This is a genomic window from Shewanella sp. Sh95 (assembly GCF_001308045.1).
GTDB classification, from domain to species: Bacteria; Pseudomonadota; Gammaproteobacteria; order Enterobacterales; family Shewanellaceae; genus Shewanella; species Shewanella xiamenensis.
In genome coordinates, this window is record NZ_LGYY01000138.1 from 24525 (window position 1) to 38682 (window position 14158).

Genomic DNA, 14158 nt, shown 5'->3' on the forward strand with positions numbered 1-14158 from the left:
ACGAAACTAAGAACGCGTTCTTGCCACCGCATCTTGCCAGCCAGCGTATAACCGCTCCCTTTTACTCGCATCAATATTCGGTTTGAAGTGTTTATCGATACAGGCCTTATGCTCCAGCTCAGTTACCGAGTGCCAAAATCCAACGGCCAGCCCAGCTAAGAATGCCGCACCCAAAGCGGTCGTTTCGCAAACACTCGGCCGTAACACTTCAACATCGGTAATATCTGCTTGAAATTGCATTAAAAAGTCATTCGCGACCGCGCCACCATCCACTTTCAAACGCTTTAGACTGACGCCACTGTCTTTGATCATGGCATCGAGCAAATCCTTGCTCTGGTAGGCAATCGACTCTAATGCCGCGCGGATAATATGATTACGGTTAGCACCGCGCGTTAATCCAAATAATGCACCACGGGCATTGGGGTCCCAATAGGGTGCGCCGAGCCCCACAAAAGCGGGGACTAAATACACCCCATTAGTATCCGCCACTTTAGAGGCAAAATATTCGGTATCGCTGGCGTCGCGAATAAGTCCCAGCTCATCCCGCAACCATTGAATAGTCGCACCGCCCATAAATACTGAGCCTTCGAGGGCGTAGTTCACTTCACCTTGCGCACCTACCGCCACTGTGGTTAATAAACCATGGGATGAACGCACGGCTTTGTTACCTGTGTTCATCAGCAAAAAGCAGCCTGTACCATAAGTGTTTTTGGCCATTCCCGGCTCAACACAGAGCTGGCCAAAGAGCGCCGCCTGTTGATCGCCCGCAATCCCCGCCAGTGGAATTTCACTGCCCTCACCGGCAATACGGGTTGTGCCATAGACACTGCAGGAAGGTTTTACTTCGGGCAACATGGCAGCAGGAATATCGAGCGCCTCAAGCAGCTTACTATCCCAACTCAAGCTATGGATATTAAACAGCAACGTGCGAGCGGCGTTGGTGGGATCGGTCACATGCACTTTGCCTTCCGTGAGTTTCCACAGTAACCAAGTGTCAACCGTACCAAATAACAGTTCACCTCGTTTGGCCTTCGCACGTGCATCCGGCACATTATCTAAGATCCATTTGATCTTAGTGCCTGAAAAATAAGGATCGAGTAAAAGGCCGGTATTCTCACGCACATAATCTTCTAAGCCGTGCGCTTTCAGTTGCTCACAGATCTCAGCGCTGCGGCGACACTGCCACACAATGGCATTGTAAACCGGTTTGCCTGTGGCCTTTTCCCAAACAACGGTGGTTTCCCGCTGATTGGTAATACCAATCGCCGCCACTTCATCGCTGTGAATCCCCGCTCGAGCCAACGACTCAATAAGCACTGAACTTTGGCTTGCCCAAATCTCCATTGGATCGTGTTCAACCCAGCCGGGATTAGGATAAAGCTGAGTAAACTCCCGCTGTGAAACACTGACAATATTGGCATCGTGGTCAAACACAATCGCTCTTGAGCTGGTTGTGCCTTGATCTAACGCCACTACATATTTTTTCTGCACACTCTTTCCTTTCTTCAAGCCAAATCAACGCCATTGAGATTTTATGGTCAACATTATCGCCACAAAATTCCCTTGGGGTGAATATATTCTTAATGGCTGTCTTTGACCAGCATCGGCCGAAACAGTGAATAAAATCAAATAAATCATTAAGAAGATACTCAGGTGTGTAGCGTGTCCGATGACATACTGTTTGCTAGGGCAGCACTATTATCCGTTTATCTAGAATAAGGACAGCACAAGTGCATACGCCCGCTTAATTGCAGCCAAAATGCCCCTAAAGCATCAATGCGCCCAACTCGCTTTGCAAATAAACAAATACCTTCTACGCTTTATATAATTAGAAAAATCTAATTGATAAAATTTAGATTATACAAAGACCAAGGCAGGTTCTTTGTTAACAATATCCATTCGGAGGAGTAGATAATGAAAAGAGTCATTGTAATTGGGGCGGGACTAGGTGGCGTATCGGCAGCATTTGAACTCAAACAGCGACTGCCTTCCGATTGTGAAATAGGTGTGATCAGTGAAGGGGCTGACTTCCAATTTGTTCCCTCAAATCCTTGGGTAGCACTCGGTGAACGTAAGCGCGAAGACATCAGTCTTCCAATTGGAACCTACTTAGCTAAACGTAAGATTAGTTATTCCGGTGAAGGGGTGACTCATATAGATCCCATGAATAGGCAACTCACCTTAGGGGATGGTACAACAGATAATTACGATTACTTAGTCATCTGTACTGGCCCAAAACTCGCCTTTGAAAACGTACCAGGTGCCGGTCCAGATGGTTTTACTCAATCTATTTGTACCATTGATCACGCCGAAAAAGCCTACGAATGCTTCCAACAACTGCTCGCTAAACCCGGCCCAGTGGTTGTCGGCGCACTACAAGGTGCAAGTTGCTTTGGGCCAGCCTATGAGTATGTGTTATCCCTAGAGAGCTTATTGCGTAAACACAAAATTCGTCAGCATGTACCTATCACTTTTGTCACCAGCGAGCCCTATGTGGGTCATATGGGCCTCGGCGGCGTGGGAGACTCTAAGTCACTTATGGAACACGAATTTAGAGAACGTAGCATCAAATGGATTTGCAATGCTAAAACGACCCACTTTGAATCAGGTATGGCTTATGTTGATGAATTAGATAGAAAAGGAGAAGTCGAATTTCAACATACCTTACCCTTCTCCCTTGCGATGTTTTTACCCCCTTTTAAAGGCAGTCCTGCGATAGCAGCAGTACCAGAACTGTGTAACGAGAAGGGCTTTGTACTCACCGACACGTTCCAGCGCTCACCACGTTATCCAGAAATCTATGCCGCTGGCGTGTGCGTAGCACTCCCACCATTGGAAAAAACTCCCGTACCCATTGGCGTACCTAAAACGGGTTTTATGATTGAATCTATGACCACTGCTATTGTGGATAATATTCTTTCCAGTTTAAAAGGCGAGCCTCCCAAGACCCATCCAACACTTAATGCTATTTGTTTGGCCGACATGGGAGATAAGGGTGCCGCCTTTGTGGCTCTTCCCCAAAATCCTCCCCGCAATGCTAACTGGACATCTATGGGTAAATGGGTACATGTGGCCAAAATTGCCTTTGAGAAATACTTTCTCTACAAAGTCCGCAATGGCACTAGCGAACCTATTTATGAAAAATATGTACTCGGCAGTTTAGGCATTCACCGCACCCACGAGCCTAAGGAACCGGAATAACAGATCAGCGTCAGACAAAAAAGCCCTGAAAATTCAGGGCTTTTTTAATCAAACTTGATATTACATCTTGTAGCTCATTTGGATACCAGCTAACCAAACATTACCGCTCGCTTCACCGTTAAAGTTAACAGTCGCTAGGTTTAACAGATTTTGCTGCTCGTTAATTGGCGCATCACCCGTGGCACGGATATAGGTCAGTGCAAAATCAACATTCAGGTTTTTAGTCGCCTGATAGCCCGCACCAACAGAGAACCACAGACGGTCTGAGTCAGGGATAGTTGTTGTACGCCATTCATTAGTTGCCGCCGTTTTATCTAAGGCCACACCCGCACGCACTAACCACTCATTGTTCACTTGATAAGTCGTACCTAACGCAAAGCGCCAGTTATCTTCAAAGTGCTCTTCTTTCACTAAGTCAGATTCTAAGTCGCCCTTTGGCTTAACTTCACCAGGGAAGTACGCCACTAACTGATCGAATACACTCCAATCAGTCCAGTTAACACTGGCGTGCATCGCCCAGTTGTCTGTCAATTGATGATAAGACGACAACTCGGCAAACGCAGGCAACTCAAGTGGTAAATAACCTTCGATTGACAGATTTTGACCACCATCATAAATCACCCCTGAAGCATGACCATCTAAGTCAAGCTGCACACCACTATGGTAAGCCAAACCTAAACGATGAGCAGGGTTAATTTGCCAGCTAGCACCGAGTTGCCAACCATAGCCAATGTCATCACCCTTCATGCTTTTCAGCTCAGTGCCACCCGACGGTAACATGCCTGCCACTTGTGGAGGTAAACCAGGTTTAATTTTATCCACCCAGCCCGGTAACGAAGCACCGATTTCACCTTCGCCATAAACGATACGCACACCACCACCAATACTAACAGCATCATTGATGCGATAGGCAATGTTTGGATTAAACTCAACAGTAGTGACCGAGGTCTTGTTACCAAAAATAGCCGCAGCATGGGTCGCAGGCAATTCAGTGGCGAGACCATAATTCGAGTTAACTGCCAGACCCCAAGTCCATTGGTCATTCAACTGATTGGAATAATAAAAGTTAGGTACCAAAGCGTCATCGGCTACGTCGATAGCATCACCGTTCATCACGATTGGATTTGGACCAAGCAGAGGCGAGCTTAGGCTCACGTCACCTTTCACATCTACATTGGGCATCACATAGATACCACCAGCAGATAACTGACGACCTTCTAAATAGGTCAGCATCGCAGGGTTGCGCGCTTGTGCCGAAGCATTATCAGCAATTGCGGCTTCACCGGCGAAGGCGCGGCCTAAGCCAGTTGCCGAGTATTCGGCAAGTTGAAAACCTGCGGCATACACTTGAGTCGTTGTGCTTAATAAGGCTGCAGTCACAGCCAAGGTCAGAAGACGTTTTTGCATTGTTATTCTCGAAAAATATTATTGTTATCTGTGCCAGTAACTTGGTCACAATGGCGTTCACACAAAATAGAGCAAACACTCCAGATTGAATGCACGGCAGTTTACCGATGCAGAAGATGTTTGCAACAAGCCGGAATAAAACAGATAAAAAAACTAGAAAAAACAACCTAATCAATATTTTTAGTGAGATAAATCACTTTTAAAACAAGAATAATCAGTATTTTTTCAACAAGATATTTGCTGAAAGCATTTTAAAAGCAACACCAAAAATACTTAAACCAATTTAAAAACAATACACTAAACCACAAAAAACCTATAAACACCTGTAAGCCATTTTACCTATTAAAATTCAGCATAAATCACTGGCATTCATTTTGTTTGCGAAACAGAAAAGCCGCCATCCATTTTAAATCAACAAATACAACACATTAGACATAAACACTTAAGCGTAGATAATAAAAACGCCTAGTTTTCGAACTAGGCGTTTAAGATTAACTTCTATTAAGGTACAAGTGTTCGCTGAATGCTTAACATCGCCAACTTGGGATTTGTGATTCGTATTCGCTGATCTGCATTCCGTGGGACAAGGTCAATCCAATGGCATCTAATCCATTCAGCAATTTATGTCGCGCCGACTCGGCCAGTGTAAAGCTAAACTCAGCCCCCGAAGGCGATGTCACCTTACAAGTGGTTAAGTCGACGGTGATTTGTGCGCCTTCTTCGCTCGCCACCTCATCCATTAACTGACGCACTTCATTCGCGCTCAGCTTCACCGGCAACAAACCGTTATTGATGGAGTTTCCATAAAAAATATCGGCAAAACTGGGGGCGATAATGGCGCGCAGGCCAAAATCCGCTAATGCCCACGGGGCGTGTTCACGACTAGAACCACAGCCAAAGTTTTCCTGTGCCAGCAGAATCGACGCACCGCTATAGCGAGGCTTGTTTAGAGTGAAATCAGGGTTAGGCACATCCCCGGCATCATCGAGATAACGCCAGTCGTGGAATAAGTGCACACCGAATCCATCCCGCGTCACCTTAGATAAAAATTGCTTCGGGATAATTTGATCGGTATCGATATTGGCGCTGTCGATCATGACCGCAAGCCCGGTATGGCAAGTAAAAGGTTGCATTAACTTCTCCTCTTGGGATGACGGTTAGTAAGGTTTACGGATATCGACAAAATGCCCAGCAATCGCCGCTGCAGCAGCCATCGCCGGACTCACCAAGTGCGTGCGACTACCACGGCCTTGGCGACCTTCGAAGTTACGGTTACTGGTCGAAGCGCAGCGATCGCCCGCCTCTAATCTGTCATCGTTCATCGCCAAACACATAGAGCAGCCCGGTAAACGCCATTCGAATCCGGCCTCGATAAAGATTTTATCTAAGCCTTCGGCCTCGGCCTGTGCCTTCACTTGGCCAGAACCCGGTACTACGATTGCCGTAACGCCCGCAGCCACTTTGCGCCCTTTGGCATGCTTCGCCGCGCTGCGTAAATCTTCAATCCGCGAGTTAGTGCAAGATCCGATAAAGACCTTATTGATCGCCACATCTGTCATTGGCGTGCCTGCAGTTAAGCCGATATAGTCCAGTGCTTTTTCCATGCTAGCGCGAATCGTTGGATTCACCTCATCGGCAGGATTAGGCACTGGCGCATCGATGGCAACGACTTGTCCAGGGTTAGTACCCCACGTGAGCTGCGGCGCGATATCGGCAGCATCCAACACCACGGTGGCATCAAACTCAGCGCCAACATCGGTTTTCAGCGCCTTCCAGGCGACGACGGCTTGTGCCCAATCTTCGCCCTTTGGCGCAAACTCACGACCTTCTAGGTAATCGAAAGTGGTTTGGTCCGGCGCGACCATGCCAGCCTTAGCGCCCATTTCAATCGCCATATTGCAGACTGTCATGCGCCCTTCCATCGACAATGCTTCAATGGCCTCACCACAAAACTCAACCACATAGCCAGTGCCGCCATCCATCCCAATCTTACCGATAATCGCCAGTACGATATCTTTAGCCGTTACGCCATCGGTGACCTGACCGCGGACTTCGATTTTCATGGTCTTGGCTTTTAATTGGCGCAGAGTCTGGGTCGCCAACACATGCTCCACCTCGGAAGTGCCGATACCGAAGGCCAAGGCGCCAAAGGCGCCGTGGGTCGCGGTGTGAGAATCACCACAGACGATCACAGTGCCGGGTAAGGTAATCCCAAGCTCAGGCCCCATAACATGCACAATTCCTTGATTAGGATGGTGAATATCATATAAGCGTACGCCGAAGTCTTTACAGTTTTGCGCCAAGGTCTCGACCTGAGTGCGCGCCATCGGGCTTAAGGCATCAAGACTAGCGCTGCGCGTTGAGGTGTTGTGATCCATGGTCGCGAAAGTTTTCTCCGGGGCACGTAATTTACGCCCAGCCACTTTTAAGCCACTAAAAGCTTGGGGAGAAGTCACTTCATGAACTAAGTGTCTGTCGACATAAATGATCGGTGCTTCACCCTCGGGAGTTGCTACAACGTGAGCATCCCACACCTTTTGATACAGGGTTTTCGGAGCACTTGATATTGAAGGATTAGTCATTACACACCTGCCTTAACTGCATCGGCGATAAAGTTGCCCATTTCGACCGTCGATTTAGCCTTATGGCGTTGGTCGCTACTTAATAGCTCACCGGTTAAATAGCCAGAATTCAGCGCCTTAGTCACAGCACGTTCAATCGCACTTGCCGCCTCTTCTTGCTTTAAGCTGTGGCGCAGCATCAGTGCCGCCGACAGAATTTGTGCAATCGGATTAGCAATACCTTTACCTGCGATATCCGGCGCACTGCCACCTGCGGGTTCAAACAAACCAAAGCCAGTGCTATTCATGCTCGCCGAAGACAACAAGCCCATAGAACCCGTCAGCATGGCGATTTCATCCGATAAAATGTCGCCAAACAAGTTAGAACACAGCATAACGTCAAACTCATCGGGGCGGCGCAGCAACTGCATGGTCGCGTTGTCGATATAGATATGTTCCAGCTCAACGTCGGGAAAATCGACCGCCACTTCTTCAACCACTTGGCGCCACAATACCGAGCAAGCCAATACGTTTGCCTTATCGACCGAAGTGACTTTTTTACGGCGTCCGCGAGCGGCTTCAAAGGCAATGCGCGCAATACGGCTAATTTCACGGCGGCTGTAACGCATGGTATCGAAGGCTTCTTCGCTCTCACCTTCACCTTGGCGCCCCTTAGGCTTGCCGAAGTAGATCCCACCCGTTAACTCACGCACGCAGAGAACATCGAAACCTCTTGCAGAAATATCACTGCGCAGCGGTGACATATGTTCTAAACCATCATGCAATTTAGCGGGGCGTAGGTTACAAAACAGTTCGAAGTGACCCCGTAGCGGCAACAGAGCACCACGCTCGGGCTGTTCATTGGGCGGCAGTTTCTCCCATTTAGGGCCACCGACAGAGCCGAACAGAATGGCATCGGCCGCCTCACAGCCCTTCAGTGTTGCCTCTGGCAATGGACAACCATGGTTGTCGATAGCGATACCGCCGACATCATATTCAGTGTATTCAATGTTAAGGCCAAAACGTGCCTCAACCGCCTTTAACACCTTACGCGCCTCGGCCATCACTTCTGGCCCAATACCATCCCCGGCTAATACTGCAATTTGATAACTCATACGCCCGCTCACTCCTTCAATGTGAAAACTTTATGCTCGATATTACCTTGGCTATACGCCGCCCAGCTCTTTGTTTTTATGCATATTCTGTTTGTAATCTGCAACCTTATCGGCGCGGCATGTCAGGTTCATCACGTGCACTAATGCACGGGCTGATGCCTCAACCACGTCGGTCGCTAACCCGACACCGTGGAAATTTTGCTCATGGTAAACCGCGGTAATATCAACTTGGCCGAGCGCATTTTGTCCTACGCCCTTAGCCCCCAATTTGTAGCTGATGATATCGATACGGCGGTCAGTCGCGCGGGCGATAGCATTATAGGCAGCATCAACAGGGCCATTTCCTGTAGCGGCCTCAGTTTTAATCTCACCGCCGACATCAATACGCACCGTCGCCGTGGCCACGCCTTCGGTTGAGTCAGATTGCACCACTAACTGCTGTAATTGATAAAAGTTATCTTCTGCGGCTTGTGTCTCCATGAAGGCTAAGGCTTCTAAGTCATAATCGAAGACTTGGCCCTTTTTATCCGCCAATTTTAAAAACTGTTCATACAGGGCATCCAAGTTGTAATCCTGCTCGCTGTAGCCCATTTCCTCCATGCGATGCTTAATCACATGACGGCCGGAGCGCGAGGTCATATTCAGATTGTTACGATTCAGGCCGATGCTCTCTGGCGTCATAATTTCATAAGTGTTTTGCGCTTTTAACATGCCATCTTGGTGAATCCCCGACGAATGGGTAAAGGCATTAGCGCCAACAATCGCCTTATTCGACTGGATTGGCATATTGCACAACTGGCTGACTAAATTTGAGGTTCGGTGAATTTCCTTCGCATTGATCCCCGTTTCAAACCCTAGCAGGTTCTTACGGGTCGCTAAGATCATGGCGATCTCTTCTAAAGAGCAGTTACCCGCACGCTCACCAATCCCATTCATGGTACATTCGATTTGGCGCGCGCCATGCTGCACAGCAGTAATCGAATTGGCGACCGACAGACCTAAGTCATCGTGGCAGTGAACCGAAATAATGGCTTGGTCGATATTCGGTACGCGATTAAACAAAGTTTGAATAATGCTGCCAAACTCGCTTGGCACTGTGTAGCCCACAGTATCTGGGATATTGATGGTGCGAGCCCCCGCGTGAATCGCCGCTTCCACCATACGGCACAAATTATCAATCGGCGTACGCCCCGCATCTTCGCATGAAAATTCAACATCATCGGTAAAACGACGGGCATATTTCACTGCACCGACCGCCATTTCCAACACTTGCTCGAATGAACGTTTTAATTTGCTCTCAACATGGATGGTCGAGGTGGAGATAAACGTATGAATGCGGAACTGATCAGCCACCGATAATGCTTGAGCGGCAGCATCAATATCTTTTTCCAAGGCGCGGGATAATGCGCACACTCGGCTATTTTTAATGGTGCGAGCAATGGTTTGCACCGACTCAAAATCACCGGGGGAAGATACGGGAAAACCGACTTCCATCACATCGACACCGAGACGTTCCAACGCCATGGCGATCTGTAACTTTTCTTTGACCGACAAGCTTGCCGCTAACGCCTGCTCGCCATCACGTAAGGTGGTATCAAATATAATGACTCTGTTAGACATCGGGTTTCTCCATGGAACGTCACCGTTCATTATTTAACTTTTGCCGTATTCAGATACAAAAAACCCCGCAACATTGGTGCGGGGTTTTTGAGTGTTTTGCCTATCTATCGAGCGAGCAACACTAAGACCTCCGCGTTTGTGGCGCGAGAGAGAGAAGGAGGAGGTCGAGTTTGCTGCTAATTCTATTCATTTAAATTAAATATTTATTCTGTTGATTGAATATTGCTTTGGTTAATATTTAACTTGCTTGACTAAATGTGTCAACCCCAATTTTTTTCATGTTACTTAATATATCTGCTGCAAAATGGCAGAAACAGATATGTTTGTCTCAAGGTTGTATTGTTAATCCCTTGCAATACAAGATAAATAAATTAAATGCTGCACCTCAAACTTTTAACAAAAAAATCATTTTTTATGCAAAAATAACCTGATACACGTTATAATCCTCGCCCGAAGTTACGGATACTAGAATAAATGCACGGTATGGAGCAAAAAATGGATTTTCGCGTCTTAGCGCTGAGCCTATTATTGTGGCTTGTGCCATTATGGGCTTGCGCTAATGAGCAGTTAGATAAATTGACATGGGAAGTTTATCAGTATCCAACCAAGGCTTTGGCACAAATTACCGCATTAGAAAAGCAGCAACAAACTGATAATACCAGCAATATTGATAAGCTTCGCCTCAGTATATTGAAGTGTCAAAACCTGTTACAACTCGGTGAAAATGAAGCGGCGATTAATCTTGCGCAAATGGGTGAAGCCCATGCTAAACAGCTTAAGTTAGATCAAGCGCGCCCCTATTTTTTGAATTGTCAGGCCGATGCCTATCTAAATTACGACAATATTAAAGATGCATTACCCATACTGGACTCCGCAATTACTCTTGCTAGACGCTACCAGCAGCCACAAGCCCTTATCGATGCACTCCGCTTAAGAGGGCAACTGGATACCAATACGGAGAATTTTTCCTCCGCAATTGAAGATTTACGCATCGCTATTGATATCTATCCCGATATCCATACTCAAACGCAAAATTGGGTCTGGCCGCCAGAGGGTTATGTCTATGCTGCGATGGGGAGTTTACTCTATGCCACCGAAGATTTACCCCAAGCCATGTATTACACTAGATTGGCATTAAAAAGTGCTGATGCCCAAGGAAAAGTCCGGCATGTACTGCTGAGCAATGCCGCGCGGATTGCACTAGATAATGGTGAGCGTGAATATAGTGATCAACTAGAAAAACAAGCCAAAACTTTACTACCAGAAATAGGCTCCCCACTTGAACTCGCCTACAGCTATGCCATTCTGGCTTCAATTTCTCTTGATAAAGGCAAAATTGATACGGCCGAAGAGTATATCTCCATTGCAATGAACACTTTTAAGCAGCAAAAGCAACAGGTTGCCATGATGCGTTCGACTCGTTTACTCGCTCAAGTACGATTTGCACAACATAGGGATGAAGCAGCGCTAACACTCATGCACTCTGCCATTGAACAAGGCGAAACGCTTAAGCAATACACTGATCTTAAATGGTTTTATGGTATATTGAGTGATTATTACCACACTCAAGATAACTACAAACTCGCCTACGAATTTTTACAAAAGCGCTTCGATGCCGCAGAACTGGCTAACGAATCAATAAACAACATGCGAATTTTGCAGTTTAAAGCCAGATTAAATCAGCAGGGATTACAGCAACTCAGCGCAGATGATCCACAGAGCAATCCCACCTTACTGGATGAGCTGAATGTAGATTGGGCCTTTAGCACCTTGTTTTTAGTGAGCATGACACTCTTAGGTGGCGCCATTTGGTACTTTATTGATAAGCAAAATAAACACGCCCCATCACCTGACACCAAATCCAAGCGCCTTGCACCTATTCAGCAGCTTGAGCTCACCCTGCATAGTGCCAAACAGGGCGCTTATCCACTGACATTATTACTTTTTAATGCTAGCCAAATTCGCCAAGTCGATCTGCCAACCTTGATCGATAAATTACAAGATAAACTCCGTGAGCAAGACATACTATTACGGTATTCGATGGATGAAATTGTGATAGTGCTACCTTACACCTCCGCCCGCGGCGCACAACGAGTCGTCAACCAATTAACGCCCACAATTCAAACATCACAAGGATCAAGCAAGGTCAATATCGGGATTGCAGTGATGCAACAGTTTGATACGTTGGATTCTTTAGTGAAACGTGCCAACATCAATCAACTCAGCAAACTCAAGGTGACCGATACACAAAACGACTACTCCCCCGCTAAATAAGCGGCTATTTCGTCGAGGAACTCACCGCCAAATCGACTGAGTTTACGTTCCCCCACGCCATTAACTGCCAGCATTTCCCCAGGGCTTGTCGGCATCATAGCCGCCATTTCCGCTAAAGTAGCATCGTTAAACACCAGATAAGGCGGCACATCCTGCTCTTCGGCAATGGTGCGGCGCAGTGTTTTAAGGCGGGCAAATAACTTGCGATCATAGTTAAGCGGCACTCTCGACTGTGTCGTTTTACGCTTTATGCTGGTGAGTTGGATACGCGGCTCTGCCAACATCAGCGCCACCTCGCCCTTAAGGATCGGTCTTGCCGAAGGATTTAAAGTAATGGACGAGCCTCGAGTAATATCTTGACTCGCTAAGCCCAAATGGATCAGTTGGCGAATAACACTCAGCCAATATTCATGGCTCTTATCTTTACCAATCCCCCAAGTGCTGAGCTTATCGTGGCCACGATCAACAATCGCGGCGCCCTTGGAGCCACGCAATACTTCAATCAAATGATTAATACCAAAGCGTTGTCCGAGTCGATAAATACAAGAAAGCACCTTCTGCGCATCCTCGGTGCCGTTATAACGCTTAGGCGGGTCAAGACAAATATCGCAGTTCCCGCAGGGCTCTAACGCGCTCTCATCGAAGTAATGCAACAGCACTTGGCGCCGACAGGTTTGTGCCTCGGCAAAGGCGGCCATGGTATTGAGTTTATGGAAATCTACCTGCTGCTGCGGCCCTGGCTCCGATTGCTCGATAAGATGGCGCACTCGACCAATATCAGCGGGATCGAACAACATAAAGGCTTCGGCCTCGAGTCCATCACGGCCCGCTCGGCCAGTTTCTTGATAATAGGCTTCGATACTCTTCGGGATATCGTAATGCACCACAAAGCGCACGTTGGATTTGTTAATCCCCATACCAAAGGCGACGGTCGCAACGACAATATCTATTTGATCTTTAAGGAAGCTATCCTGCACTTCGCCGCGCTCTTCTGCCGTCATGCCCGCATGGTAAGCCTTAGCATGAAACCCTTGCAGGGTGAGCCTTTCTGCCACCTCATCCACGCGGCGTCGACTGCTACAGTAGACTATGCCGCTACTGCCATTTTGTTGCAGTAAAAACTGTCGTAATTGATTCGCGGCATTGAGCTTTTCGGCAACCGTATAGCGAATATTGGGCCGATCGAAACTCGATAGTAATTTAAAGGGATTAATCCCTAGGCGCTCGCAAATATTTTGTCGCGTCGCCTGATCCGCGGTGGCGGTGAGCGCCATCATTGGCACATGGGGAAAGAGCTGCTTTAACTGCCCAAGGGCGGCATATTCAGGTCGAAAATCATGCCCCCATTGACTGATGCAGTGCGCCTCATCAATGGCAAACATGGATAGCGGCAGGGAGCGCATGCGCTCGATAAAATCGCCAGTAAGTAAGCGTTCAGGAGACACATAAAGCAGTTTTAGCTCGCCTCTATGCAGCTGCCTCAGCACCTCTACACTCTGCTCCCGCGGCTGCGAGGAGTTTAAATAGGCGGCATTGACCCCCGTCTGCAACAGGCTGTCGACCTGATCTTTCATTAATGAAATCAGTGGTGAAACCACGATAGTAATGCCAGGCATCAGCAGTGCGGGCAATTGGTAACACAGACTCTTACCGCCGCCAGTGGGCATGATCACCAGGCAGTCCTCACCACTGCATACACGTTCGATAACCTCGCGCTGACCGTCCCTAAAGTCACGGTAGCCAAACACCTGCGCTAGGCGTTGCGACAGCGGATCATCATGTATGTCGAGTAACTGAGTTTCCATGGATCTTCTAGCTAAAAAGTAAGGGCGCTTATTCTAAAGGACAGAATCGCTCCTGTCTTGCGCCATCTTGCCCAAACTGGCCCACGCCAACAATCAGATAATAGGTTTAGCCTACATCCACAGCTCATCACAACACCTAAGACGATTTGCCTGCACAGCGGCTTAAGTTGCATTA

The 14158-nt window shown here is 47.6% G+C and carries 9 protein-coding genes; 2 read left to right on the forward strand and 7 right to left on the reverse strand.

The window, feature by feature from the left end:
- Window positions 1-6: 6 nt before the first annotated feature.
- Window positions 7-1491: a glycerol kinase GlpK gene (gene glpK / locus AEA42_RS10270; protein WP_037428871.1), complete on the reverse strand. Its 1485-nt coding sequence runs from the start codon at window positions 1489-1491 to the stop codon at window positions 7-9.
- Window positions 1492-1914: 423 nt separating this feature from the next.
- Here glpK and AEA42_RS10275 point away from each other — a divergent pair, with 423 nt between their 5' ends.
- Window positions 1915-3201, forward strand: coding sequence for an FAD-dependent oxidoreductase (locus tag AEA42_RS10275; protein ID WP_055647670.1), 1287 nt, complete (start codon window positions 1915-1917; stop codon window positions 3199-3201).
- Between the two features lie 60 nt (window positions 3202-3261).
- Here AEA42_RS10275 and AEA42_RS10280 read toward each other — a convergent pair whose 3' ends face one another.
- The 5 genes from AEA42_RS10280 to leuA all read right to left on the reverse strand — a co-directional run bounded on the left by AEA42_RS10280 (window position 3262) and on the right by leuA (window position 9904).
- Window positions 3262-4608 carry an outer membrane protein transport protein gene (locus AEA42_RS10280; RefSeq protein WP_055647671.1) on the reverse strand — a complete coding sequence of 449 codons (1347 nt, stop codon included), beginning with the start codon at window positions 4606-4608 and terminating at the stop codon, window positions 3262-3264.
- Between the two features lie 527 nt (window positions 4609-5135).
- Window positions 5136-5741, reverse strand: a complete 606-nt coding sequence (gene leuD, locus AEA42_RS10285) for a 3-isopropylmalate dehydratase small subunit (protein ID WP_023265756.1) — start codon at window positions 5739-5741, stop codon at window positions 5136-5138.
- A gap of 24 nt (window positions 5742-5765) precedes the next feature.
- Window positions 5766-7190, reverse strand: a complete 1425-nt coding sequence (gene leuC, locus AEA42_RS10290; protein WP_055647672.1) for a 3-isopropylmalate dehydratase large subunit — start codon at window positions 7188-7190, stop codon at window positions 5766-5768.
- A complete protein-coding gene (gene leuB, locus AEA42_RS10295) occupies window positions 7190-8284 on the reverse strand; it encodes a 3-isopropylmalate dehydrogenase (RefSeq protein WP_055647673.1) in 1095 nt (364 codons plus the stop codon). Before leuB ends, leuC begins: the two co-directional genes overlap by 1 nt.
- Window positions 8285-8335: 51 nt before the next feature.
- Window positions 8336-9904, reverse strand: a complete 1569-nt coding sequence (leuA, locus tag AEA42_RS10300; RefSeq protein WP_055647674.1) for a 2-isopropylmalate synthase — start codon at window positions 9902-9904, stop codon at window positions 8336-8338.
- A gap of 495 nt (window positions 9905-10399) precedes the next feature.
- On the opposite strand from leuA, the gene AEA42_RS10305 reads away from it, so the two are divergent.
- Window positions 10400-12178, forward strand: coding sequence for a diguanylate cyclase (locus AEA42_RS10305; protein WP_055647675.1), 1779 nt, complete (start codon window positions 10400-10402; stop codon window positions 12176-12178).
- Here the strand turns inward: AEA42_RS10305 and recQ are convergent.
- Window positions 12160-13983 carry a DNA helicase RecQ gene (gene recQ, locus AEA42_RS10310; protein ID WP_037422886.1) on the reverse strand — a complete coding sequence of 608 codons (1824 nt, stop codon included), beginning with the start codon at window positions 13981-13983 and terminating at the stop codon, window positions 12160-12162. The genes AEA42_RS10305 and recQ overlap by 19 nt on opposite strands.
- Window positions 13984-14158: the final 175 nt, after the last annotated feature.

Bases quoted from the DNA above. Each gene is read 5' to 3' on its own strand.
- AEA42_RS10275 (WP_055647670.1), top strand. From the start codon at position 1,915: ATGAAAAGAGTCATTGTAATTGGGGCGGGACTAGGTGGCGTATCGGCA.
- leuC (WP_055647672.1), bottom strand. From the start codon at position 7,190: ATGACTAATCCTTCAATATCAAGTGCTCCGAAAACCCTGTATCAAAAG.
- leuA (WP_055647674.1), bottom strand. From the start codon at position 9,904: ATGTCTAACAGAGTCATTATATTTGATACCACCTTACGTGATGGCGAG.
- leuB (WP_055647673.1), bottom strand. From the start codon at position 8,284: ATGAGTTATCAAATTGCAGTATTAGCCGGGGATGGTATTGGGCCAGAA.
- AEA42_RS10280 (WP_055647671.1), bottom strand. From the start codon at position 4,608: ATGCAAAAACGTCTTCTGACCTTGGCTGTGACTGCAGCCTTATTAAGC.
- recQ (WP_037422886.1), bottom strand. From the start codon at position 13,983: ATGGAAACTCAGTTACTCGACATACATGATGATCCGCTGTCGCAACGC.
- AEA42_RS10305 (WP_055647675.1), top strand. From the start codon at position 10,400: ATGGATTTTCGCGTCTTAGCGCTGAGCCTATTATTGTGGCTTGTGCCA.
- leuD (WP_023265756.1), bottom strand. From the start codon at position 5,741: ATGCAACCTTTTACTTGCCATACCGGGCTTGCGGTCATGATCGACAGC.